The 24,353-nt window shown below is 63.8% G+C and carries 23 protein-coding genes; 10 read left to right on the top strand and 13 right to left on the bottom strand.

What is annotated here, in order from left to right; all coding sequences use genetic code 11:
- Positions 1-33 precede the first annotated feature (33 nt).
- From MHM97_RS19415 to MHM97_RS19400, 4 genes are all read left to right on the top strand, one after another.
- Entirely contained in the window at positions 34-651 is a 618-nt protein-coding gene (locus tag MHM97_RS19415) for a ribonuclease HII (RefSeq protein WP_239324640.1), read from the top strand.
- A gap of 108 nt (positions 652-759) precedes the next feature.
- The gene (locus tag MHM97_RS19410) at positions 760-1,866 is read left to right on the top strand and encodes a site-specific DNA-methyltransferase (protein WP_239324619.1); all 1,107 of its coding nucleotides are present in this window, start codon (positions 760-762) and stop codon (positions 1,864-1,866) included.
- Between the two features lie 190 nt (positions 1,867-2,056).
- On the top strand, positions 2,057-3,454 hold the full coding sequence (locus tag MHM97_RS19405) for an adenylate/guanylate cyclase domain-containing protein (protein WP_239324617.1): 1,398 nt from the start codon (positions 2,057-2,059) through the stop codon (positions 3,452-3,454).
- Between the two features lie 58 nt (positions 3,455-3,512).
- Positions 3,513-4,976: a globin-coupled sensor protein gene (locus tag MHM97_RS19400; protein ID WP_239324615.1), complete on the top strand. Its 1,464-nt coding sequence runs from the start codon at positions 3,513-3,515 to the stop codon at positions 4,974-4,976.
- On the opposite strand, the gene MHM97_RS19395 is transcribed toward MHM97_RS19400, so the two are convergent.
- Both MHM97_RS19395 and mutY read right to left on the bottom strand, forming a co-directional pair.
- A complete protein-coding gene (locus MHM97_RS19395) occupies positions 4,973-6,115 on the bottom strand; it encodes an alkane 1-monooxygenase (protein WP_239324613.1) in 1,143 nt (380 codons plus the stop codon). The genes MHM97_RS19400 and MHM97_RS19395 overlap by 4 nt on opposite strands.
- Positions 6,116-6,189: 74 nt before the next feature.
- The gene (gene mutY, locus MHM97_RS19390; RefSeq protein ID WP_239324610.1) at positions 6,190-7,260 is read right to left on the bottom strand and encodes an A/G-specific adenine glycosylase; all 1,071 of its coding nucleotides are present in this window, start codon (positions 7,258-7,260) and stop codon (positions 6,190-6,192) included.
- An 84-nt stretch (positions 7,261-7,344) separates the two neighbouring features.
- Between mutY and MHM97_RS19385 the strand changes: the two genes are divergently transcribed.
- Both MHM97_RS19385 and MHM97_RS19380 read left to right on the top strand, forming a co-directional pair.
- Positions 7,345-7,866 carry a DUF721 domain-containing protein gene (locus tag MHM97_RS19385; protein ID WP_239324608.1) on the top strand — a complete coding sequence of 174 codons (522 nt, stop codon included), beginning with the start codon at positions 7,345-7,347 and terminating at the stop codon, positions 7,864-7,866.
- Between the two features lie 2 nt (positions 7,867-7,868).
- A complete protein-coding gene (locus tag MHM97_RS19380) occupies positions 7,869-8,561 on the top strand; it encodes a DsbA family protein (protein ID WP_239324606.1) in 693 nt (230 codons plus the stop codon).
- A 37-nt stretch (positions 8,562-8,598) separates the two neighbouring features.
- On the opposite strand, the gene lpxK is transcribed toward MHM97_RS19380, so the two are convergent.
- From lpxK to MHM97_RS19355, 5 genes are all read right to left on the bottom strand, one after another.
- A complete protein-coding gene (lpxK, locus tag MHM97_RS19375; RefSeq protein WP_239324605.1) occupies positions 8,599-9,600 on the bottom strand; it encodes a tetraacyldisaccharide 4'-kinase in 1,002 nt (333 codons plus the stop codon).
- Positions 9,587-10,786: a 3-deoxy-D-manno-octulosonic acid transferase gene (locus tag MHM97_RS19370; RefSeq protein WP_239324604.1), complete on the bottom strand. Its 1,200-nt coding sequence runs from the start codon at positions 10,784-10,786 to the stop codon at positions 9,587-9,589. The genes lpxK and MHM97_RS19370 overlap by 14 nt, the downstream gene beginning before the upstream one ends.
- Positions 10,786-11,586 (bottom strand): 3'(2'),5'-bisphosphate nucleotidase CysQ, encoded by an 801-nt coding sequence (locus tag MHM97_RS19365; protein WP_239324603.1) that lies wholly within the window; start codon positions 11,584-11,586, stop codon positions 10,786-10,788. The genes MHM97_RS19370 and MHM97_RS19365 overlap by 1 nt, the downstream gene beginning before the upstream one ends.
- A complete protein-coding gene (locus MHM97_RS19360; protein ID WP_239324602.1) occupies positions 11,573-12,919 on the bottom strand; it encodes a TldD/PmbA family protein in 1,347 nt (448 codons plus the stop codon). The genes MHM97_RS19365 and MHM97_RS19360 overlap by 14 nt, the downstream gene beginning before the upstream one ends.
- A gap of 140 nt (positions 12,920-13,059) precedes the next feature.
- Complete coding sequence (locus tag MHM97_RS19355) at positions 13,060-14,574, bottom strand: DUF2125 domain-containing protein (RefSeq protein ID WP_239324601.1); 1,515 nt, start codon at positions 14,572-14,574, stop codon at positions 13,060-13,062.
- A 133-nt stretch (positions 14,575-14,707) separates the two neighbouring features.
- Here MHM97_RS19355 and MHM97_RS19350 point away from each other — a divergent pair, with 133 nt between their 5' ends.
- Entirely contained in the window at positions 14,708-15,457 is a 750-nt protein-coding gene (locus tag MHM97_RS19350) for an SDR family oxidoreductase (protein ID WP_239324600.1), read from the top strand.
- Complete coding sequence (locus MHM97_RS19345) at positions 15,454-16,083, top strand: enoyl-CoA hydratase/isomerase family protein (protein WP_239324598.1); 630 nt, start codon at positions 15,454-15,456, stop codon at positions 16,081-16,083. The genes MHM97_RS19350 and MHM97_RS19345 overlap by 4 nt, the downstream gene beginning before the upstream one ends.
- On the opposite strand, the gene MHM97_RS19340 is transcribed toward MHM97_RS19345, so the two are convergent.
- Positions 16,080-16,385 (bottom strand): HNH endonuclease, encoded by a 306-nt coding sequence (locus tag MHM97_RS19340; protein ID WP_239324596.1) that lies wholly within the window; start codon positions 16,383-16,385, stop codon positions 16,080-16,082. The two genes, MHM97_RS19345 and MHM97_RS19340, sit on opposite strands and share 4 nt — an antisense overlap.
- A 66-nt stretch (positions 16,386-16,451) precedes the next feature.
- Between MHM97_RS19340 and MHM97_RS19335 the strand changes: the two genes are divergently transcribed.
- Entirely contained in the window at positions 16,452-17,648 is a 1,197-nt protein-coding gene (locus MHM97_RS19335; protein WP_239324594.1) for a TIGR03862 family flavoprotein, read from the top strand.
- On the opposite strand, the gene MHM97_RS19330 is transcribed toward MHM97_RS19335, so the two are convergent.
- From MHM97_RS19330 to MHM97_RS19310, 5 genes are all read right to left on the bottom strand, one after another.
- Entirely contained in the window at positions 17,621-18,211 is a 591-nt protein-coding gene (locus MHM97_RS19330; RefSeq protein ID WP_239324592.1) for a glutathione S-transferase family protein, read from the bottom strand. The genes MHM97_RS19335 and MHM97_RS19330 overlap by 28 nt on opposite strands.
- Positions 18,212-18,294: 83 nt before the next feature.
- Positions 18,295-19,323 (bottom strand): DNA polymerase III subunit delta, encoded by a 1,029-nt coding sequence (gene holA / locus MHM97_RS19325; RefSeq protein ID WP_239324590.1) that lies wholly within the window; start codon positions 19,321-19,323, stop codon positions 18,295-18,297.
- Positions 19,320-19,853 (bottom strand): LPS assembly lipoprotein LptE, encoded by a 534-nt coding sequence (gene lptE / locus MHM97_RS19320; protein WP_239324588.1) that lies wholly within the window; start codon positions 19,851-19,853, stop codon positions 19,320-19,322. Before lptE ends, holA begins: the two co-directional genes overlap by 4 nt.
- Positions 19,840-22,413 carry a leucine--tRNA ligase gene (gene leuS / locus MHM97_RS19315; protein ID WP_239324586.1) on the bottom strand — a complete coding sequence of 858 codons (2,574 nt, stop codon included), beginning with the start codon at positions 22,411-22,413 and terminating at the stop codon, positions 19,840-19,842. The genes lptE and leuS overlap by 14 nt, the downstream gene beginning before the upstream one ends.
- A gap of 87 nt (positions 22,414-22,500) precedes the next feature.
- Positions 22,501-22,989 (bottom strand): DUF3576 domain-containing protein, encoded by a 489-nt coding sequence (locus MHM97_RS19310; RefSeq protein ID WP_239324584.1) that lies wholly within the window; start codon positions 22,987-22,989, stop codon positions 22,501-22,503.
- 282 nt (positions 22,990-23,271) lie between these two features.
- Between MHM97_RS19310 and MHM97_RS19305 the strand changes: the two genes are divergently transcribed.
- Positions 23,272-24,294 (top strand): porin, encoded by a 1,023-nt coding sequence (locus MHM97_RS19305; RefSeq protein WP_239324582.1) that lies wholly within the window; start codon positions 23,272-23,274, stop codon positions 24,292-24,294.
- Positions 24,295-24,353: the final 59 nt, after the last annotated feature.

Here is a 24,353-nt window from a genome sequence, read left to right as displayed (position 1 = left end):
GCGCGGCGCGGTGAAACGGGGGCAGTGAAGCGCATGGATACTCCGGATTTGTCATTGGAACAGGCCGCCCAGTCGCGCGGCTATACGCGGATTGCAGGTGTCGATGAGGTCGGGCGTGGCCCATTGGCGGGGCCGGTGACCGCGGCGGCTGTGGTGCTGGACCTTGCGGCGCTGCCAGAGGGGCTCAACGATTCCAAGAAGCTGACGCCCCGCAGGCGTGCAGCACTGGAACCGGAAATCATGGCGCGGGCCTGTTACGCGGTGGCGCATGCCTCGGTGGAGGAGATCGACCACCACAATATCTTGCGTGCGTCGCATCTGGCGATGGAGCGCGCGGTGGCCGCCCTCGACCCACAGCCGGACTACCTGTTGATCGACGGAAATCTGATCCCGCGCGATTTGCGCATTCCGGCCGAAGCGGTGGTCAAAGGGGACGGTCGATCCCTGTCCATTGCGGCGGCGTCAATTTTGGCCAAAGAAGCACGCGACCGCATCATGGTGGATTTAGCGCAACAGTTTCCGGGATATGGTTGGGAGCGAAATGCGGGCTATCCGTCGAAACAACATCGCGAGGCGCTCATAAAAATAGGGGTTACCCCTCACCATAGAAGGTCGTTTAAGCCGGTCCACAATATCTTGTATCAAGAGTGAACCGTAGTCCGCTGATTCAAAAAACAAATTGACCTCGAATCCGGGATGACTCATCCTGTGGACAACCAGAATGAGCGCAAAAGCGCCGTGGTTATCGAGGCAGAGCAAATGAACAAAACCATCGCAAAGGGCGCCGCTACGGCGCTCCCTTTAAACACGATTCTTGATGGCGACTGTATCGAGAGGATGGCAAGCCTGCCCTCCAATTCGATCGACATGATCTTCGCGGATCCGCCCTATAATCTCCAGCTCAAAGGGCAGCTGCACCGCCCTGACAACTCCCAGGTGGATGCGGTCGACGATGACTGGGACCAGTTCTCCAGTTTCGGCGTCTATGACCACTTCACGCGCGCGTGGCTGAAAGAGGCCCGCCGCATCCTGAAGCCCAATGGCGCGCTTTGGGTGATCGGCTCCTACCACAACATCTTCCGTGTCGGCTCTGCCTTGCAGGACGAGGGGTTTTGGATCCTGAACGATGTGGTCTGGCGCAAGTCGAACCCGATGCCGAACTTTCGTGGCAAACGCTACACCAACGCCCATGAGACGATGATCTGGGCGTCGAAATCCGAAGGTGCCAAATATACCTTCAACTATGAGGCGCTGAAGGCGCTGAACGAGGGTATCCAGATGCGCTCGGACTGGGTGATGCCGATCTGTACCGGCCATGAGCGTCTGAAGGATGCCAATGGCGACAAGGCGCATCCGACCCAGAAGCCCGAAGCACTGTTGCATCGTATTCTGGTGGGCTCCACCAACCCCGGTGATGTGGTTCTGGACCCGTTCTTTGGCACCGGCACCACCGGCGCGGTGGCCAAGATGCTGGGACGTGAGTTCATCGGCATTGAGCGCGAAGAGAGCTACCGCAAGGTTGCCGAAGAGCGCATCAAGAGCGTGCGCAAATTCGACCGCGAGGCGCTGCAGGTCTCGGCCTCCAAACGGGCAGAGCCGCGGGTTCCCTTTGGCCAGCTGGTCGAGCGCGGTATGCTGCGTCCGGGCGAGGAGCTTTATTCGATGAACCGTCGCCACAAGGCGAAGGTGCGCGCGGATGGCACCCTGATCGGCGACAACATCAAGGGCTCGATCCATCAGGTGGGCGCGCATCTTGAGAACGCGCCGTCCTGCAATGGCTGGACCTACTGGTGCTTCAAGAAGGACGGGAAAACCGTCCCGATCGATGTGCTGCGCCAGCAGATCCGGGCCGAGATGCAAGGCTGACGCCGCCTTTCCGACTCTTTCGAACGCCGACGATGTGCTGCCCTGCGGGCGCGGCGCATCGCACCTTGCCCCGCCGTACTGGCGGGGTTTTTTGCATTGCCTTTGAGGGGCGGGCGTGCAACCGCAAGATCGCCTTCCTATCTTAAAGGCAAGCAATTCGAGACTGACATACCCCCAAAGGGAGAACTGGATGGTCGAAGCCACCACAACCGCACCGGTCGCCCCGGCGCGCGTGTCCACGGATCCGATACTGCAGGATGACGCGCTGGAGACAAAACACATCCGCGAGGCGCTGGAGGAACACAAGAGGCGCGGCGTGGAGATGGCGGTTCTGGCGCGCTGGATCATCATGCCGATCGTGGGGGTGTTCCTGATTGCGGTCTATCCGCATGTGTCGCAGCTCTATTATATCGCGCTGCTGGGGCTCTTGTGCGTGAACGGCTACTTCATTCGCCGGTTCGCCCGCGTGGGGCGCTCCCGTGCCGAGGTGGCGCTGATCATGTTCGATCTGGTGCTGATGACCTATGGCATGGTGTTTCCGAACCCGTTCGATCAGCAGGATATGCCGATCCCGATGCTGTATCAGTATGATAACTTCATGTATTTCTTTATCATTCTGGCGGCTGGCACCTTGGCTTACAGCTGGCGGACGGTGCTGGGGATCGGCGTATGGGCCAGCGTGATCTGGCTCGGCGGGTCGGGGCTGATGTGGTATCTGATGACTCCGAACCTGGAGATGGCGCAGCGCCTGAACGACGCGCTGGCGGACTGGCCGCATATGATCGCCCTGTTTGATCCCAATGATGTCGGGTTTCGGTTCCGCATCCAGGAGGCGATGGTCTTTTTGATGGTTGCGGCGATCCTGGCGCAATCGACGCGACGCTTCTACCTGATGCTGGACCGCAACGCCGATCTGGCGCGGGAGCGGGCCAATCTGTCGCGCTATTTTTCGCCCAATGTGGTGGAGCAGCTGTCGCAGAATGACGAGCCGCTCAACCAGGTCCGAACCTCCAAGATTGCGGTGCTGTTCATCGACATTGTCGGCTTTACACGTTTGGCCGCCGAGAAGGATGCGGTCGAGGTTATTGAACTTTTGCGTGGTTTTCACGGGCGCATGGAACAGGAAGTGTTCCGCCACGGCGGCACGCTGGACAAGTATCTGGGCGACGGGCTGATGGCGACCTTTGGCACCCCGATGCCCGGTGATCACGATGCCGCGCAGGCGCTGGCCTGTGCCCGGTCCATGTGTCAGGTGCTGGAGGCCTGGAATGCAGAGCGCAAACAGGCCGGCGAAGCGGAGATCCGCGCCGGGATCGGCATCCATTTTGGTGAGACAGTTCAAGGGGATATCGGCGCGAACCGGCTGGAATACGCGGTGATCGGCACCGCGGTCAATGTCGCCTCCAGGCTGGAGGCGATGACCCGCAATTTGTCGGCGCGCATCGCCATGAGCGATGACCTCTGCCAGCAGGTCCAGCGCGAAGGTGGCGGGGCGGAGCTGTTGGACGGGTTCATCTGCCATCCCGACCAGTCGATCCGCGGGCTGGATGGGCCGATGTCGGTCTGGACTCTGCCGCGCCCCGAATAAGACATTCCTTAAGGGTTGCGACCTATCTTGGCGGCATCGCATTTAGAAGGCTTGTGTGATGCCACAAAACAACCTGGATGAATTGCTGACCTGGTTCGCGCTGGGTGATTTTGACCGATCTGTTCTTGCTGACATGGCTGCTCTGGTGGAGCGCCATATCGATGCCGTGCTCGATGAGTTCTATGGAATCTGCCTCGCGCGCGAGGAAACCCGGCGGTATTTTCCGACCCCTGAAATCGTGGCGCATGCCAAGGCAGCGCAACGCGCCCATTGGCTGCGGCTGTTCTCTGGCGCCTTTGACGAGGCCTATCTTGCATCTGCCGCGACGGTGGGCCGGGTCCATTTCGAGGTCCAGCTGCCGTTTCACCTGTTCCTGGGGGGCTATGCCACCGCCGGCGATCGCATTCTGGACGTGGTGCTGTCGCAGCGGACCGGTTGGCGTGGCTCCAAAAAGGTGATGACACAGGCGCGCTTGTTGCAGCGCCTGATCCTGTTCGACTGCGAGCGTGTGATCGATGGCTATATCGCGGCTCAGATGCAAGAGCGCGAAAAAGCGCTGAATATCATGACCGACGGGATCAAGCGGCTGGAGAGCGGTGATCTGACGCAACAGATTGCCACCGCGCGCGACGGCGGTCTGCCGGAACGGTTCGACGACGTGCGCCTGTCCTACAACGGCCTGCTGGATCACTGGTCCGGCATCCTGGCGGATGCAACAACGCGGGCGCATTCGGTGAATGCCAAGATCGCCGAAACCGTTCAGATGACGCGGGACATGGCCCATCGCTCAGGCGAACAGGCCACGACGCTGAATGAAACGGTGACCGCCGTGAACAGCGTCACGGAGAGCACCAAGGTGACCAGCGAAAAGGTCGCCGATGCGGCCAAGCAGATCGAGGCCAATCGCCTGGTTGCCGATGAGGGGGGCTCTGTCGTCAAGGAGGCGATCGCAGCCGTGGAGCGGATCGAACAATCCTCGGGCAAGATCACCAAGATTGTCGACGTGATCGAGGAAATCAGCTTTCAGACCACCTTGCTGGCGCTGAACGCCGGTGTCGAGGCCGCCCGCGCGGGCGAGGCGGGCAAGGGGTTTGCGGTTGTGGCGGCCGAAGTGCGCAGCCTCGCCAGCCGCGCCACCGATGCCGCGGTCGACATCAAGAAGCTGATCTCCGAAAGCTCCTCGCAGGTGCATGAAGGGTGCAGCCTTGTGCATCAGACAGGCGAACGGCTGGATTGCATCCGGTCGAGTGCCGACAGCGTGGCGCGGATCATGCAGGAGGTCGATGGCGTCATCGCAGAGCAATCCGGGCATCTGGTCTCTATCAGCGAGCGGATGGAGCGTCTGGATCAGTACACCCAGAACAGCGCCGACCAGGCCGGGCAGGTGTCCAGCACGACCGATGCGCTGGCACAGGATTCGGCGGCGCTCAAGGCCAGCATGGACGGTTTCAAAACGCGCAGCCTGGCGGTAAAAGAAGCCGAGATGGATCTGGCCTATGAGCGGGCGGCGAACCAGCGTTAGCGCGGCATCGGGGTGGTGCGCCGGTTGTAGGGCTGCCAGTTCGTGATCTCGGGGTAGTAGTGCTGGCGCCAGCGTCGCACTTTCGGGTTCATCACGCGCCGCCACAGCGGCGGGATCATGGCGGCCACCGTCATCACCGGATAGCCGTAGGGCAGCTGCGGCGCGTCTGACGGCGCGTAGTTTTGCAGCAGCGGAAACCGCCGGTCGGGCCTGTAGTGGTGGTCCGAGTGGCGTTGCAGGTTGATGAGCAGCCAGTTCGACGCCTTGTGGGCGGCATTCCAGGAATGATGCGGTTTGACGTGCTCATAACGCCCGTCGCCCAGATGTTTGCGGGTCAAACCGTAGTGCTCGATATAATTGACCAGTTCCAGCTGCCAGATCGCGACGCCGGCCTGGATCAGGAACAGCACCACGCCGGACCAGCCTCCGATCAGCCAGGCGAGGATCAGCATCGCGGCCTGGAGGCCCCAGTACCGCAGGAACGGGTTGCTGCGATGGGTCCAGGCCAGCCCCTTGCGTGCCAGCCGCTCCCGTTCGGCGGCAAAGGCCGAGCGCCAGCATTGCAGCAGAACGCGCGGATAGTAGCGGTGAAACCCCTCGTTGTAGCGCGCGGTGACCGGATCACGCGGCGTGCCGACATAGCGGTGATGCACCAGCAGATGTTCGGAGCGGAAATGCGAATAGAGCACCATCGCCAGCAGCACATCCGCCATCCAGCGTTCCAGCCGGTTGGTCTGATGCATCAGCTCGTGGCTGTAGTTGATCCCGATGGTGCCCGAAACAACGCCCATGCCAAAGAAGACGCCGAATTTCTCCAGGCTGCTCAGGTGCTCTGCACCGGTGACAAAGGCGATCAGGCCAAACAGGCAGAGGAATTGCAGCGGCACCCAGGCGGTGGTGAGCCGGATGTACCATTTCAGATCCGCATCGGAGGAGTGCGGGTCGGCATTGTCGAGTTCCAGCCCCAGTAACCCGTCGAGCGCGGCAAAGAGATACCAGGTCGCAAGGGGCGGCAGCAGGATCCACCAGCTGCCCACGAGGGCGCCGATCCAGATCAGCGGCAACAGGGTCAGCGACAGCCAGAAGGGCAGGGCGCGGCGCCAATCGCGCAGCTGGGCGGCAGGAATGAACTGTGCCATGTGGCATCTCCGGAGAGCGGTTGAGCGCTGCCCCGCAGCCTAGCGGTGATCTGCCCGCAACCCAAGAGGGCGCATCAGCGCAGTTCCGGACGCGCCAGGTCAAAGGCCTTGCGCATGACCGTGGGCAGGTCGGACGGGCGGAAGGCGTGGCGGGCAACGATCTCCTGACTAGGGCGCGGGGTGAAATCACCGGGCAGAACCGCCAGCCGCACCTGAAGGATCAGGTGGAAATGGGTGAAGGTGTGACGCACCTCCGCCCCCAGCTCCTGCCAGTCGGCATCAAAGGGCGGCGCCTCGGCGGGGGCGTCATTCCAGTCCGATCCGGGCCAGCCGAGCATGCCGCCAAGCAGACCCTTGTCGGGGCGGCGCTCCAGCAGCCAGTCGCCGGCGGCAGAGCGTGCCAGGTAGATGTAGCCGTATCGGGTAGGTTTGGGCTTTTTGGGCGTTTTCTTGGGCAGCTCCGCAGCGGTGCCGTTGGCCCTGGCCGTGCAGGGGGACCGCCAGGGGCAGATCCCGCAGGCCGGGGATTTCGGCGTGCAGATCGTGGCCCCGAGGTCCATCACCGCCTGCGCATAATCGCCGGGGCGGGTGACCGGGGTCAGCGTTGCGGCGTGGTCTTTCAGCAGCGGTTTGGCTGTCGGCAGCGGCGTGTGCTCATCGTGCAGGCGGGCCATCACGCGCTCCACATTCCCGTCCAGCACGGTTTCGGGCTGATCGAAGGCGATCGCCGAGATCGCCGCCGCCGTGTAGGGGCCGATGCCGGGCAAGGCGATCAGCCCTGCGTAGGTGTTGGGGAACGTTCCGTCCAGATCCTCCGCGACCACACGCGCGCATTTCAGCAGGTTGCGCGCCCGTGCGTAATATCCAAGCCCGGCCCATTCTGCCATCACGTCGGCATCCTGTGCGGCGGCCAGATCGGTCACCCGGGGCCAGCGGCGGGTGAACCGTTCGAAATACTCCGTCACGGCGGCGACGGTGGTCTGCTGCAACATCACCTCGCTCAGCCAGATGCGGTAGGGATCGGGCCGCACCCCGGCGGCGCGCTCTGCGGGGCCGACCCGCCAGGGCATCCGGCGGGCGTGGCGGTCGTACCAGTCCAGCAACTCCTGGCTCAGTGTCTCTGGATGCACGGCGAGGTCACGCATTCTTTATCCCTTGGCTCATGGTTTGGCTGGTCTGTGGCTTCTGGCCCTTTACAATAGGGCGGACACTCACGCAAAACCACTGGCATGGCATACAGGCGACCCACAACACGCGGCTTCAAACGCACAGGCTCCTTGCTGAACGACCAGATCCGCAAGGCAGGCGAAACCCGTGGCTTTGCGGTTTCGCGGCTGCTCACCCATTGGGAAGAGATCGTCGGGCCGGAGCTTGCCGCGATGGCACGTCCGGTCAAGGTCGGCTACGGGCGCGGCGGCTTTGGCGCGACGCTGACGGTTCTGACCACGGGAGCCATGGCACCGATGCTGGAAATGCAGAAATCGGCGCTGCGTGACAAGGTCAACGCGGTCTATGGCTACAACGCCATTTCCAAGCTGCATATCACGCAGACGGCGCCGACCGGATTTGCGGATGGCCAGGTTGATTTCCGCTATGCCCCCAGGACCCGAGAGCCGGTCGAACCCGCCCCCGAAGACGTGGCGGCGGCGCGCGAATCCGCGACGGGGGTGGAGAATGACGAGTTGCGCGCAGCCCTCGAGCGGCTTGGGCGCAATGTGATGACACGACAAAAAACACTGCGAAAGGGGTAGTAATGACCCGTCTCATGACAGGCATTTGCGCGGCAGTCGCCGTTGCGGCAGGCGTATATGCAATCAACAGTTTTTCCAACCGCCAGGGCGAGGCCAGCCTGCTGGACCTGCAACTGGTGGGGGCCGCAAACGCGCAGGAGAGCGCCGAAGCCGCCGATGTGGACACCTCCACCATCGTGGAAATGGTGCAGGGCGCGGAGGATGCGCCGGTGACCCTGATCGAATATGCGTCCTACACCTGCCCGCATTGCGCCAGTTTCCATTCCGATGCCTACAAGAAGCTGAAGGCGGATTACATCGACACCGGCAAGGTGAAGTTCATCTACCGCGAAGTCTATTTCGACCGCTTCGGTCTCTGGGCGTCGATGGTGGCGCGGTGCGGCGGAGAAGAGAAGTTCTTTGGCATCACCGATCTGATCTTCAAGGGCCAGTCGGAATGGACCCGCGCCGGAGGCCCGGCTGAGATCGTCGAGGAGCTGAAGAAGATCGGCCGCCTCGCCGGGCTGGACAACGACAAGCTGGAAGCCTGCATGCAGGATGCCACCAAGGCGCAGACGCTGGTGACCTGGTATCAGGAAAACGCCACGGCCGATGACGTGCAGTCGACGCCGTCCTTCATCCTGAACGGCACCAAGGTTTCGAACCAGCCCTATGCCGACATGAAAGCGCTGATCGAGGCCGAGCTCGAAGGCTGAGCCGCAGATCCCGCAAGATGACAGGCGCGCCGCTTCCTCAGTCGGGGGGCGGCGCGATCTGTTTCAGCGGGGTCAGGATCAGGTCGGGCTGCGCCACCTGAAGGCGGACCGGCAGGGTGATGACTTTCTGGCGAAAGCTTTGCGGCAGGCGCACGGCGTCTTTTTCGGTGGTGACCAGTTGCGCCCCGAGCAGGCGGGCCTCCTGTTCCAGCCGGGTCAGCAGGGCGGGGGCCAGCGTCTGGTGATCGTCAAGCGCTTCGGCCCGGCACAGCTCTGCCCCCAGCTCCCTTAATGTGGCAAAGAATTTTTCCGGATGCCCGATCCCCGCAAAGGCAAGGACGCGGGTGCCCTGCCATGGCATGCCCGTGGGCAGCGGGGCAACATGACCGAGCGCATGCGGAACGGTGAGTGACGCGTTCCAGACCTTGAGGAAATTCTCCTGCGCGCTGTCCGGCCCCAGCGACAGTACCAGATCCGCCCGGCGCAGGCCGACCTCGACCGGCTCGCGGAGGGGGCCTGCGGGCAGGCAACGCCCATTTCCAAAGCCGCGCTGGGCATCCACCACCACGATGGAAAAATCCTTTGCCACCGCCGGGTTCTGGAACCCGTCGTCCAGCACGATCACGGTTGCGCCCGCCGCCGCCGCGGCCTTGGCGCCGGTGTCGCGGTCCCGGGCGACCCAGACCTCGCCAAAGGCCGCCATCAGCAGCGGCTCATCCCCCACGTCGGCGGCACTGTGACGGGAAGGGTCGACCTGCACCGGACCCTCCAGCCGGCCACCGTACCCGCGCGAGACCACGTGCACGGTATGCCCGGCCGCGCCCAGCTGCTCCATCAGCCAGATGACGGTCGGGGTCTTGCCGGTGCCGCCCGCATTCAGGTTGCCGACGCAGATCACCGGGACCGGAACCCGCACCGGCGCCCCCTTGCGCAGGCGGGTCGCGGTCCCATGCGCATAGAGCCGGCCCAGGGGGGACAGCAGACAGGCGCGCAGATCGAAATCCCCGGGGGCCTTGTTCCAGAATTCAGGTGGTCGCATTGGCGTTTTCGCTTTGATCCAGCAGGTCCTGGACCCGGTCGAGGAGAGTGTCGGTCATCACCGCACCTTCGGTCACCACCTGCCAGCCTGCAAGCGCCATTTCGGCGGCGCGGTCCGGTGAGGACAGGCGGTAGACCGCCTCGGAGAGCTCTTCTTCGCCGTAGATGCGCTGGGCCGCGCCCAGGGCGGCCAGCCGATGATAGGCCTGCGCATGAGAGACCGTGCCCGGCCCGTGCAGGATGGCAGAGCCAAGCGCGGCGGCGTCCAGCGGGTTGCTGCCCTGAGCACCGCGGATCAGGCTGTTGCCGAGAAAACAGAGCGGGCAGAGGCGATACCAGAGCCCCAGATCTTCCGACAGGCCCAGGATCACCTGCGTGTGGTCTTCGGGTTCTTCGCCCATGTCCCAGTCGGCAAAGTTCAGCCCCTCCTTGCGCAGGAGGCTGCGCGCCGCATCGAGGTCTTCCAGCGTGTCGACCGTCATCACGAGCAGCAGCCGGTGCAGCAGCCGCAGGGTGGCGCGATGCGCGCAGAGGATCGGCAGCAGTTCGGTCAGGGACAGATGGGCCGCAAGCCAGAGCGGGCGGCTGCTGAGCTGGGTCTGCAATTGTGCAAGTTCATCATCATTGCAGCCGGGCGGGGTGCTGGACTGGAACAGCCGCCCCGAGGACCGAATGCGCTCGGCGGGAACGCCCGCCCGTTTCAGCCGCTCGGTGACATCGCGTCCCGGCACCAGGATCTCGGCAAACCCGTTCAGCAGCCGGTGGCGCTGGTCCGGGAGCCAGCGTGACGCGCGTCCCGGCAGCTCGTCCACATCGATGTCGACGAGCAACGAGGGAAGCGCGCGTTCCCGCAGTTGTCGCATCAGCAAGCGGCGCAGGCGCCCGCCGGTCCAGAGGCAGACATCGGGGCGCCAATTGTCCAGGAAACTGCGGATTTCCGTGGGTTGCTCCACGGTCAGCGGCCCTAGCGCGATGTCGCAGCCCTCGGGCAGCTGCGACGGCCGCATGTCGTCTTCCCAGGTCAGCATCATCATCAGATCGGGGCGGTTCGTTTTCAGCCGGTTGCCGACGTCGCACAACCCCAGCAGCCGCTCCTGCGTGGTTGCATGGGCCCAGACCAGCTCCCCTTCGGGGCGGGTCATGCGGGCGGTGCCAATGGGTCTGTGTTCCTCCGTGCGCCAGGGCATTATCGCCCATTCGCCTCCGCGCTGTAGACCAGACGAGAGAGCAGCTGGCGGTGCAGGGCGCCACTGCCTGCAACGACGCCGTCCTGCAACGCGTCCGGACGGTTGAAAATCATCGCGCGGCCGCTGCGGTCCGTGACGACGCCCCCCGCTTCCTGAAGGATCAGAACCCCGGCGGCGATGTCCCATTCCCAGGTCGGGCGCAGGGTGAGCATGGCGTCATAGGTGCCGTCGGCCACCCGCGACATGCGATAGGCCAGCGAGGGCCGGTGGCTGCGCCGAAAGCCGGGCGCGACACCATTGGTCCAGTGCTGCGCCTCCAGCGTCGGTTTGGCGCTGAGCACATGGGCGGTATCGCTGTCGTCGGCGGCACTGGCGGTGATGGCAAGGTTATTGCAGGTCGCCCCGGCCCCTGCCGCGGCGGCATAAAGCAGATCACGCTGCGGTAGATAGACCACTGCCGCGACCGGTTGCCCGGCTTTCACGATCGCCAGCGAATGCGCCCAGGTGCGGGACCCGTCGGCAAAGCTGCGGGTGCCGTCGATGGGATCGATCACAAAGACCTGTTCGCGGCTGTGGCGGGTGGGATCGTGCTCGCTTTCCTCGGACAGCCAGCCATAGTCAGGGCGGGCCGCTCGCAGGTGGTCCTCCAGATAGCGGTTCACCGCCAGGTCGGCCTCGGTGACCGGTCCGGCGCCATCGGGCTTGTCCCATTTCTTCGCGACGGTGCCCGTGAACTGCCCCGCGATCTCGCCTGCCTTTTGGGCGGCGGTGATGAGGAGCGTCAGATCAGTCTCCGGCAAGGGTCATCCCTTCGACCAGCAGCGAGGGCACCACCCGCGACAGATAGGTGCGCGCGTCATTTGCAGGCACCAGCGTTTTCAGCATGTCCAGGAGGTTGCCGGCGATGGTCACCTCGTTGACGGGATAGGCGATTTCGCCATTCTCGACCCAGAAGCCGGAGGCCCCGCGCGAATAATCGCCGGTGTTGGGGTTGATGGTGGAGCCGATCATCGAGGTCACCAGCAGCCCGGTGCCCATGTCGCGCAACAGATCGGCGCGGGACCGGTCGCCCTGTGTGAGCGCGATGTTCCAGTTCGAGGGCGACGGGACCGACCCGATGCCCCGCGCGGCGTTGCCGGTGCTCTGCAGCCCCAGTTTCCGGGCCGACGCCAGATCCATGGTCCATCCGGTAAGGATGCCGTTGTCGACGATCGCACGGCGCTGCGTCGGCAGGCCCTCGCCGTCAAAGGGGCGCGATCCGGTGGCGCGGGGGCGGAAGGGATCTTCGATCACCGAAAGCCCGTCCGGCAGGATATGCGCGCCGAGGCTGTCCTTGAGCCAGGAAGAGCCCCGCGCAACTGCCGCACCATTGGCGGCGCTGAGCAGGTGACCGATCAGCGATGAGGAAATGCGTTCGTCAAACAGCACCGGATAGGCGCCGGTCTTGGGGCGGCGGGCGTTCAACCGTTCGATGGCCCGTTCCCCGGCGGTGCGACCGATGTCACCCGCGTCGCGCAGGTCGGACTGAAAGATCCGCGAATCACCGTCGTAGTCGCGCTCCATGCCGGTGCCGGTGCCGGCGATGCCGACGCAGGAGATCGAGCGGCTGGTGCGGGCGTAGCCGCCTGAAAAACCGTTGCTCGCCGCCAGGTGAATATCATGGTGCCCATAGCCCGCGGCGGCGGACTGGACCTGGGTGATCCCATCAATGGCCGCGCAGGCAGCCTCGGCCGAGAGCGCGTCCTGTTGCAGCTGATCCGGCGCAGGCTCCGCACTGGGGTCGGCCATTTCAAGCGCCCCAACATCCCAGCCCTGTGCCAGTTGCTCTGCTGTGGCGAGACCGGCATAGGGATCTTCCGGTGCTTCTTTTGCCATGGCGACGGCGCGTTCTGCCATGGCGATCAGGGTTTCGGCCCGGGTGTCGGACGAGGAGACCTGCGCCTGTCGTTGCCCGACAAGCACACGCAGCCCGATGTCCACCCCTTCGGAACGTTCCGCATGCTCCAGCGTGCCGTCGCGCACCTCGATCGAGAGGGAGCTGCCCTCGGCAGCCATGGCATCGGCGGAATCGGCGCCGGCCTTGCGGGCAGCATCAAGCAGGGCGTGGCAGAGGGTTTCGGGCGTGTGTGTCATGGGCACCTTCACTCATGGGCGGCAATGCTAAAGAGCTAGCCAGACAGCAGGGTCACCGCAAGGGCTGTGCATCATAAAAAGGGGCTGCTCCGCTCAGGAACAGCCCCTTCATCTGTGCATTCAGGCCCGCAGGCCGCAGGTTATTTCAGGCGCTGGCCATTGGCGAGCACGTGACCGTCGTCGTTCACTTCGATCTTCGAGGTCAGCGTGTCATCACCGGCAGGAACCGCAAACATACCCATCATCATGCGCGCACCCATGGCGTCATCCTCGGACATCAGGCCCATGCCGATCAGCTTGTCGATCAGGGTGTTGGCGCCGACCAGTTTCAGGTTCGCCTCGCCGGAGGGCGCGGGCATGCCGTCAAAGCTCTCCAGGTCGGAGTTGTCGAAGGTGAAGGCTCCGGTGCCGGTCAGTTCGGCGCCGGCCGCGGAGAGCAGCACCTCGTTGATGGTGACGGAGTTCAGCTCGCCCGGGGCTTCCTCGCCGCTTTCGACCACAGCCATCTGCTCTTCGTCCACGAGGTCAAAGAACAGTTTGCCGGTGCCCGACATGTCCACGACCAGGGTGGCCGGATCATGCGGCAGCTCGCCGGTCGGGTCGATCAGACCCCAGAGCATCTCCGGAACCGCAAATTCCCGCAGCGCCAGGCCAAGGGCAAAATCCTGCTCCTCGTCGGATTTGGTCAGCGGCATCGCGAAGTTGACGCCCAGTTCTTCCATGCTGAGCGCGATCGGGAACGGGATGTCGGACCCCATCAGGTTCAGGGTGGTGTCGGTCTGGGTGACATCATAGGCCAGACCATCGGGGCTGAGGCCGATGTCGAAGGTTCCACCCTGCGAGGAGGTCTGCATCTCAAAGGTATCAGACCCGTCGGCGCCTTTGACATTGCTGTTGCCGGACTCGAAGGTGAAGGTGCCGGTATAGGCCATGCCGGCCTTCAGCATCGCCGCCACATCGGTCGGATCTGCGATGTCGGGCACGGTCACGTCGCCGGTGAATTCCAGGCCCTGCATGGCGCCGTCGATTTTGGCGCCGTCATCGCTGTCGGGATCCTGGAACATGAAATCATAAGCCAGCGCGGCCATGGTCATCGACTGGGTGTAGGCGCGGACGTCGCCGATCTTCATCACCGTGTTGCTGTCGAGGTCGGTCACGTTGATCGTCAGCGCCGCGATGTCGGAGGGCACCGCCTCGCCGTCGATTTCGAGATCCGCCAGCGTGATGGCGCCGGTGGCGGCAGAGTAGCTGTATTCCATTTCGGAGGCATCGCCGCTGACCACCATCGGGCTGCCGTCGTGGGTGTAGAGCAGCGTACCGGTGACCGCCTCGCCCTCGGCATTGATGTCAAAGGCCATCGGGAATTCACCCGGCATCACCACATTGACGGTGCCGTCGCCGTTTTCGACGAATTCCAGCGTGCCCATGGTCATGCCAAAGGAATCGCCCTCGATGTCCATCGACATCTTGATGTCGGAAACGGTGAGGGTGTTGCCGGAGAGGTCTTCCGACGCGGTGACCTCATAGCCGGTGCTGGACATGTAGTCCTTCCAGTCCGACCAGACCTCCTGGGCGCTCAGGTCGGCATGTGCCGCCTGTGCTACGAGCATTACGGGGGCAACAAAACCCAGGCCACGAATTAGAGAAACAGACATAGAAGAACCTTTCCTAGCGAAGAATTGGGGCGAACCTCTCCGCTCTTGCACCGACGGTCAAGGGAGCCAATGACTGGACCGTTCCCCCCAAGGCAGATTAACACAGAAGAAAACGTAGGTTGGGAGAGAATTTATGGAATTCAGAGATAAAACGGTCGTGATTTCCGGCGCCAGTCGCGGCATCGGGGCGGATGCCGCAAGGGTTTTTGCCGCCGCCGGGGCAAATGTGGTCCTGCTGGCCCGCAGCGCAGAGGCGCTGGAGGCGCTGGCGCAGGAGATCGGCGAAAAAGCGCTGGCGCTGGCCTGCGACGTGGCGGATTACGCCGCGGTCGACGCCGCCTTTGCGCGTGCGCATGCGGTTTTTGGCAGTCTCGACGTGCTGATCTGCAACGCAGGCATGATCGAGCCGATCTCTCGGCTGGAGCAGGCAGAACCTGATGCCTGGGCGCAGCTCATCAATGTGAATATTACCGGTGTGTTCAACATGATGCGGGCGGGGCTGCCGCATCTGAAGGCGGCGGGTGGTGGCTCGGTTCTGACCATCGGGTCGGGGGCGTCGCAACGACCACTGGAAGGCTGGAGCGCCTATTGCACCTCCAAGGCCGGGGCGGCGATGCTGACACAGGCGCTGCACCTTGAAGAAGCTGCCAACGGCATCCGCGTCATGGGGCTGTCGCCGGGCACCGTGGCCACGCAGATGCAGCGCGAGATCAAGGCCAGCGGCATCAATCCGGTCAGCCAGCTGGACTGGGAGGACCATATCCCGGCGGAATGGCCGGCGCGCACGCTGCTGTGGATGTGCAGCGCGGATGCGGACGATTTTGTCGGGACCGAGATCTCCCTGCGGGATGAGGGGATTCGCAAGCGGGTTGGCCTGATATGATCGAGAGCCATCAGGACGCGCGCGGCTGCCTGGTCCTGCGGCTTGATCGTCCGGACAAGGCCAATGCGCTGACGCCGGAGATGCTGGAGCGGCTGATCGCGGAATTGCGGTCAGCACAGGACGCACGTGCGGTGATCCTGACCGGCACCGGCAAGGTGTTCAGCGCCGGGGCGGATCTGGAGGCAGCCCGGGCCGGCCTGGCGACCTCGCCGCTGTGGGAGGAACTGTCCGGCACGCTTGCGGCGATGCCCTGTCTGAAGGTCGCGGCCCTGAACGGCACGCTGGCCGGTGGCGCCAATGGCATGGCGCTGGCCTGCGATATCCGCATTGCGGTGCCGGGCGCAAAGATCTTCTATCCGGTGATGCAGCTTGGCTATCTGCCGCAGCCCTCGGATGCGGCGCGGATGCGGGCGCTGATCGGGCCGGCGCGGACCAAGATGGTGCTGGCGGCCGGGCAGAAACTCTCTGCGCAGGAGGCCTATGACTACGGGTTGATCGACCGCATTGTCGCCCCGGAGGATCTGATGTCCGTGGCGGCATCCCTCGTGGAGCCGTCCGTGAGTGCGGCGCCGGACGTGGCCCGCGCCATCTTGCAGGCCTGCGACCGCGTGCCGGACCATCGCTAGCGTTTGCGCCGGTGTCCCGGCACCCGGGAGGTAAAGGCGGGCGGGCGCTTGCGGATCCAGGCGATGAACTTCGCCAGTCTCGGGTGCTGTTGCAGGGCCGCGATGGTGCTGTAATCACGGGCCAGCTCCGCCTCGCTGAGGGTGGCGTGGATTTCCTTGTGGCAGATGTGGTGTAACAGCACCGTCGGTCCGCCCTTGCCCCCTTTGAGTTTTGGCACCAGGTGATGCAGGCTCTGCGGGACGTCCGGCGGGATCGGCCGGTTGCAGAGCGGGCATGTGGGGTCGGTGGTCTGATCGGGCATGGTCGGTCACGAATTATGAAAGCACGCAGGTCAAGATGCGGCAGGGACAGCAAAAGGCAAAGTCGTATGCAAGATTGGGATGCGGTGGTGATCGGGGGCGGCCCGGCCGGTTTGATGGCGGCGGGAGAGATTGCCCAGATGGGGCATCGGGTGCTGCTGGTTGAGGCCAAGCCCTCGCCCGCCCGCAAATTCCTGATGGCGGGCAAATCCGGCCTCAACCTGACCAAGGACGAACCCGTCGAGACGCTGCTGTCGCAGTACGGCGAGGCCGAGGCGTGGCTCGCCCCGATGATCCGCGCCTTTGATGCCCGCGCCGTGCAGGACTGGGCGCGGGGGCTGGGGCAGGATTTGTTCACCGGGTCGACCGGGCGTGTCTTTCCCAGTGTGATGAAAGGCTCGCCGCTGCTGCGGGCCTGGCTGGCGGCGCTGGATGGCGGTGGTGTCACGCGGCAGCTGGGGTGGCGCTGGACGGGCTGGCAGGATGAGCACTTGTCCTTCGATACGCCCGCCGGGCCGGAGCGGATTTCTGCACGTGCGACGGTTCTGGCGCTGGGCGGTGCAAGCTGGGCGCGGCTCGGGTCCGACGGCGCCTGGGCGGCGATGCTGGCGGCGCGCGGCGTGCCGCTGGCCCCGTTTCAGCCCTCGAATGCCGCGCTCTCGGTGGCTTGGAGTGATCACATGGCCCCGCATTTCGGCGCCGCGCTCAAGGCCGTGGCCTGGCAGGTCGGGACGCAGCGGGGGCGCGGCGAGGCGACGCTGTCGCGGCGGGGGCTTGAGGGCGGCGGGCTCTATGCGTTGACCCCGGCGCTGCGCCAGGGGCACCCGTTGCATGTGGATCTTGCACCCGATCTGACCGAGGCCGCGCTGGCGGCGCGTCTTGCCAAGCCGCGCGGCAAGGCCAGTTGGTCCAACCACATGCGCCGGGTGCTGAAGCTCGCGCCGGTGAAACTGGCGCTGTTGCAGGAATTTGGCCGCCCCTTGCCACAGGATCCACAAGCGCTGGCTGCTGTCATCAAACATCTGCCGATCCGTCATTCCGGGCTGCGCCCGATGGACGAGGCGATCTCGACCGCGGGCGGCGTGCGGCGCGATGCGCTGGACGAGGGGCTGATGCTGAAGGCGCTCCCCGGCACGTTCTGCGCCGGAGAGATGCTGGATTGGGATGCGCCCACGGGCGGTTATCTGCTGACCGCCTGTTTTGCGACCGGGCGCTGGGCCGGGCAGGCCGCCGCGCGTTACTTGGACAGCGCCGCCACGCGCTGAAACGCCGGCCGTGCGCGCATGCGTTTGCCGTAGGCCAGCAACGCGTCGCTTTCGACCTCGAACTTCGCTCCACGGGCCCAGTTGAGGCAATGGGTGAGCAGGATGTCGGCGATGGAGAAGCTGTCGCCGGCGATGAATTCATCGGTCAACCGGGCCTCGACACGGCTGACGGAGCGGGCAAATTCCCAGCGCAAGGAATCCTTGATCGCCGGCACCCGCTGCTCTTCGGGCAGGGCAAAACTGTGCCGCGCAGCCATCCAGAGAAGCGCATCCATCTCGTCGTTGAGCATATTGGTGATCGCATCCTGCCGCGCGCGGGCCAAAGTGCCGGCGGGCGCGGTCAACGCGCCGTGCTTGTCGGCGAGATAGGTGATGATCGCCACGGAATCAGTCACGGTCGTGCCGTCCACCACAAGGGCGGGCACCTTGCCTGATGGGTTGTAGGCGCGGATTTCGGCGCTTTGCGGTGCCGCATCCTCCAGCTCGTAGGGTTGTTCCAGTTCTTCCAGCGCCCAGAGCACGCGAAACGTGCGGGTCATCGGCTTGCCGATCACTTTGTACATGATGTGTCCTCCTCGGTTGCAGGCAGATTTGCTGCACCTGCGAAGGAGGTCAAGCTGGCCGTCGCGTCGTCGCGGGATGGTGATCAGCGGGAGCGGGCCAACATGGCGAGCCGGATCAGGGCGCGCTCGGTCAGCGCTTGCGCCGGGGCGCTCTGTCCGGCGGAGCGCAACTGCAGGTCGGTGTCGGTCAGGATCGTCAGCGCGTTCTGCAATTTCTGCGCGCCCCAGCCCTGCGCCTGGCGCAGCATCCGGTCGCGCCGCTTGCCATAGAGCGGCGGACGCAATCCCCCGATGCCCTGCGCGGGACCGCCGGGATGGGCGGCGATGCTGTAAAGCGTGCGAAAATGCCGGGTGGCGCCGATGCAAAGGCTGACCGCGTTGGTGCCCTGCGCCTGCAAACGCCGCAGCACGGGGCCGATCTCGGTGCTACGCCCTTCGGCCACCACGTTGAGCAGATCGTCCAGCGCGGCTTCGGTGGATTGAGGCGCCACCGCGTCGATGTCCTCCAGCGTCAGCGGGCTGCTGTCGCCATGTTTATAGAGGCTGAGCTTTTCGATCATGCGAGAGAAATCGCCGGGGCCGATCTCATTGGCGATATCGGTCAGCGCCGACATGCTGTCGCCGGGCACATCGCGCACGCCTGCCTCGCCCAGGATGCGCTCGATTTCGGCGCGCGAGGGCGGGTCGTCATAGATGCCCGTGGCATAGGCGTTGCTGTGGGTCTCAAACGCCTTGCGCAGTTTCGACGAGGCCTTGAGCTGCCCGGCGGTGACCACGATCTGCGCGTCACCCGGCTGCCATTCCTGCAAGGCGGCGGTGATCGCCGGGGTGGCGGTGTCATTGGCATCCTCGACAAACACTGCGCGGATACCGGGAAAGAAGCCCACCGCCTTGACCGCATCCAGCAACTGGGCCGGGTCTTTGCGCAGGTCGCTTGCGGGCATGCGGGTCAGGCGCATCTCCTCCTCGGCGGCAGGGCCAAGGAGGGCGGCCAGCATCTGCTGACGTTTGAGCGACACGCGCATCGCGTCCGCGCCGTAGATCAACAGCCCGGTCTTGCCGGGGTCGGGGCGGGCGAAATAGCCCTCGGCCTCGCGCGGGCTGAGTTTCATGCGCCGGTTGTCCTGCCCAATCCGGGCACCGCATAAAGCCGGGTCACGATCTGATCGGCCAGAATCACCATCAGGCGTTCGTGTGCGTCGGTCTCTGAGGCGAGGGTTTGCACCGTGGTGCCGCTGGCGGAATAGCCCGAGAAATTCTCGACCTCGCCACTGGCCACGATCTGCCCGTCCGACAGACGCACGAGGCTGTAGCCCGCGGTGCCGGTCAGCGAATAGCGGGTGATGTCGCCCTCGGCGGTGATCGCCTGGCCGACCTCGGCCGTGTCGAGCGTCAGATCCATGCGATAGGCTGGCGCCCCCGCGCGGCCAAGACGTGTCTCTAGCTGGCGGACGAAGTAGTAGGCGTCGCTGTCGCGCGGCGCACCGATGGTTTCAGGCGCCTGAAACGCGATCTGGTTGCGCAGGGCGGTGCCCGCTCCGTTCGGCCCGTAGACCGGCTCAAACCCGCAGGCCGAGAGGCTGGCGCCAAGAGGCAGCGCCAGCGTGAACTTCAGGAATTTGCGTCGGTCAGGCAACCACATTGACGATCCGCCCCGGTACAACGATCACCTTCTTGGGCGCCGCACCGTCCAGCGCCCGCTGCACAGCTTCATGCGCCAGCGCCAGTTTTTCAACCTCTGCCTTGTCGAGATCCTTGGCCACTGTCAGCTCGCCGCGCCGTTTGCCATTCACCTGGATGGGCAGGGTCACAGAGTCCTCGACCAGCATCGCCTCATCCGCGACCGGCCAGGGGGCGTTGGCAATCAGACCTTCGCCACCCTGATGCGCCCAGATATCCTCGGACAGGTGCGGGGTCATCGGCGACATCAGCTGCGCCAGGGTCTTGATCGCCTGCTTTTGCACCGCGGCGCTGGCCTTGGATTTCGACAGCGTGTTGGTGAAGCCATAAAGCTTGGCGATGGCGGCGTTGAAGCCAAAGCTCTCGACCCCCAGCGTCACATCACGGATCGCCTTATGCATCTCGCGCAGGAGATCCTCGTCGCCTTCGCCCTTGGCATCCGGGTCCATCTCGCCAATGCGATCACAGAGGTTCCAGACCCGGTTCAGGTGCTTATAGGCGGCTTCGGCACCAGAGGCAGTCCATTCCACATCCCGCTCGGGGGGCGAATCGGACAGAACAAACCAACGTGCGGTATCAGCACCGTAGGTTGAGATGATCGCCAGCGGGTCGACCACGTTATTCTTGGACTTGGACATCTTGGCCGAGGGGATCACCTTAATCCGCTCGCCCGTCTCCTTGACGAAGACACCGCCGTCGCGTTCCTCGACCTCGCTTGGGTAATGATAGATCGCGCGGCCGTTGTCGTCCTTGCGCTCGGCATTCTCATAGATCGCGTGTGTCACCATGCCCTGCGTAAAGAGCGCATCAAATGGCTCTTTGGCGCTTTCGGGCAGGTGGCCGCAGATGTGTATCGCGCGGGCAAAGAACCGCGAATAGAGCAGGTGGAGAATCGCATGCTCGATGCCGCCGATGTATTGATCGACGTTCATCCAGTAGCTGGCCGCCTCCAGATCGGTCGGCGTCTCGGCGCGGGGTGCGGTGAAACGGGCGAAATACCAGCTGGAGTCCACGAAGGTATCCATCGTGTCGGTCTCGCGCTGGGCGGGCTTGCCACAGGCGGGGCAGGCGCAGTTGCGCCAGCTTGGGTGACGGTCCAGCGGGTTGCCGGGGACCGAGAAATCAATCGCCTTCCCGTCCTCATCATAAGGCAGTGCGATGGGCAGATTTTCTTTTTTCTCCGGCACCACGCCGCAGTCAGGGCAGTGGACGACGGGAATCGGGCAGCCCCAGTAGCGCTGACGGGACAGACCCCAGTCGCGCAGGCGGAATTTGGTGACGCCTTCGCCCCAGCCTTCGGCCTCGGCCTTGTCGACGGCGGTGTTGACGCCGTCCTCGCCGGTTTGTTCTTCGGCGCCAGCAAAGCCGCGCACATAGCGGACTTTCTCGGCTTTGGTGGGCACATAGGCCTCGGTCAGCTCACCTGCGCCTTCGATCGGTTCCATCACCGGGATGATCGGCAGGTCGTATTTGGTGGCGAATTCAAAGTCGCGCTGGTCATGCGCCGGGCAGGCAAAGATCGCGCCGGTGCCGTAGTCCATCAGGATGAAGTTGGCGATCCAGACCGGCAGCTCCCAGTTCGGGTCCAGCGGGTGCTTGACCCGCAGCCCGGTGTCGTAGCCCAGCTTCTCGGCAGTCTCGATCGCTTCTTCGGTGGTGCCGCCCTTGCGGCATTCGGCGACAAAGTCTGCAACCTCTTGCGATTCGGCCTCAAGCTGCTTGGCAATCGGGTGATCCGGCGAGATGCCAACAAAGCTCGCGCCCATCAGCGTGTCGGGGCGAGTCGTATAGACCTCGATCGCCTCTTCACCATCGGTACGTTCAAAGCTGAACTGCAACCCGCGGGACTTGCCGATCCAGTTTTCCTGCATCAGGCGCACCTTGGCCGGCCAGTTCTCCAGCCCGTCGAGCGCCTGCAAGAGTTCATCCGAATAATCGGAGATCTTGAAGAACCATTGTGTCAGCTCGCGCCGTTCCACCAGCGCGCCAGAGCGCCAGCCGCGACCATTTTCGACCTGCTCATTGGCCAGAACGGTCATGTCCACGGGATCCCAGTTGACCACGGCGTTCTTGCGGTAGACCAGACCTTTTTCAAGGAAATCAAGGAACAAGGCCTGCTGCTGGCCATAGTATTCCGGGTCGCAGGTTGCAAACATGCGCGACCAGTCGAGCGAGAGGCCCAGCGGCTTCATCTGCTCGACCATCGTGTCGATGTTGGAATAGGTCCAGTCCTTGGGGTGCCCGCCCGAGGCCATCGCGGCGTTTTCCGCAGGCATGCCGAAAGCGTCAAACCCCATCGGGTGCAGCACATTATGGCCGGTGGACAGCTTGTAGCGCGCGATCACGTCGCCCATCGTGTAGTTGCGCACATGGCCCATGTGCAGCTTGCCCGATGGGTAAGGGAACATCTCAAGCACATAGTACTTGGGCTTGTCGTGATCTTCTTTCGCTTGGAAAATGGCGGCCTCTTCCCAGGCTTTTTGCCATTTGGCTTCGATGTCCGAGGCTTCGTAACGCGACATGTGAGCGGTCCTTTGACTAAAAACGCCGGGCTTTAGACCCGGCGCTTCTGATACGTGTAATTTCTATTGGGTTCCAGTGCGCAGGCGTCAGATCTTCTTGTCGGCCATGCGTAGCTGACGCGCGCGGGACAGAATCGCATCTTCGACCGCGCGGGCGGTTTCCGCGCTCACGGCGCCGCCGCGGCTTTGCAGTGCGACATTGAGGGCGCGCGCCTCAAGGGCGGGGTCCTTGATGTGAATCGTGGCGCGATAGGCGCGGCCGCCGCCGGGGGGCGTGCCATAGCCGGTGATGATGACGCCGGTGAAAGGATCGACGGACTGAACCGGCAGGAAATCAAGCACATCAAGGCTCGCAGCCCAGAGGTAGCGATTCACCTGGACGCGCTGTTCGCTCTTGCGCGGGCCAAAGGCCTCCCAGATCGTGGTGCGATCTTCGCGCGCTTCGCGACCCTCGCCGGCCAGCACGATGGTGTCGGCATCATTGACCTCGGTGCCGGTGTCCAGCGACCGAAAGGCACCGCAGGACGCCACGAAAGCCAGTGACGAAAGAAGGATAAAGGTCTTTATACCACGCATTTTGGCCGGGCCCGCTCCTGATTTTCCAGTTGGACTACTCCTAGACAAGCGGGCATGCGCCAACAAGCCTATTCTTTAATAGACTCGCCGCTGCTGCGCTTTGACGGGATATTCGCCGAAATCGACTGTGGCACCGATGCATCAATTTGTTGATGAAAGGTTTTCCCCTTTCAGCGCGCGCTTGCTTCACGACCCCAATTCGAGCGAGAGGATGTGCGTACTTGAGGAGCGAAGTGGCGTCAGCCGATTGCTTCTTTGGAAATTCAAACCCGAGGGAAAACCATGAAAAAGATTCTCTTCGCTTCGACCGCACTGGTCGCGACCGCAGGCGTCGCAGCAGCAGAGCTGACCATCGGCGGCTCCGCACGTTTTGGTCTGGCTTACAACGAAGCTCAAACTGACGAGACCCGCATCGAACAGCGTATGCGCGTCAACATCACCGGCATCGCGGAAACCGACGCTGGCGTGAAACTGGAAGCTCGCTTCCGTCTCGAAGCCAACGAAGACTCCCACGCCAACGACATCTCCGGTCGTGGCCCGGGCGCAGCTGGTTTCGCAGTGTCCTACGGCGGTCTGCGTGTTGACGTTGGTAACGTCTCCGACGTTTTCGACTCCGGCGACCAGGTTGACTTCTACGGTTACGGCATCGGTCTGACCGCCCTGATCGAGCACAACTCCGTGTGGTACGACACCGCAGCAGACATCGGCGGCTTCGGCGCAGGTGACGCGGACGCGACCACCATCAAAGCTCGCTACAACGTTGGTGACTTCTCCGCATCGCTGTCCTACACCGAGACCCGCGCTCAGGCAGCGTCCACCTTCTCCATCGTTGACACTGCTGACATCGACGGCGACGGCGACACCACTGACTCCGTGACTGTCACCAACGATGACGCAGTTGCAGCCAACGAAGAGTTCCAGATCGGTCTGGGCTACACCCTGGCAAACGGCATGACCATTGCTGCTGCTTACGGTGACGACGACAACGCAGGTGACTACTACATCCTGAACGTTGCTGGTTCCGCAGGTGCTCTGGGTTACTCCGTAATCCTCGGCGACGGCGACATCTTTGACGCCGGCGGCGTTTCCGGTGACCTCGCCTACGGTGCGTCCATCAACTACGAGATCTCCTCCGCAACCGCGATCCAAGCTGTTGTTTCCGGTGGTGGTCTGGACTCCTCCGAAACCGCTTACGGCCTGGGCTTCACCCACGGTCTGGGTGGCGGCGTCACCCTGGCAGGCGGTATCGCACGCGACACCTCCGAAAACACCCTGGCAGACCTCGGCGTGAAGTTCTCCTTCTAAGCCGATCTGAACCACAGTGTTCTTGGGGCGGGCTCTTCGGAGCTCGCCCTTTTCTTTTG

It is taken from the genome of Epibacterium sp. Ofav1-8 (assembly GCF_022348185.1).
Classification (GTDB): domain Bacteria; phylum Pseudomonadota; class Alphaproteobacteria; order Rhodobacterales; family Rhodobacteraceae; genus Epibacterium.
Note: the sequence above shows the minus strand (reverse complement) of the source record. Positions and strands in the feature narration are given on the sequence as shown.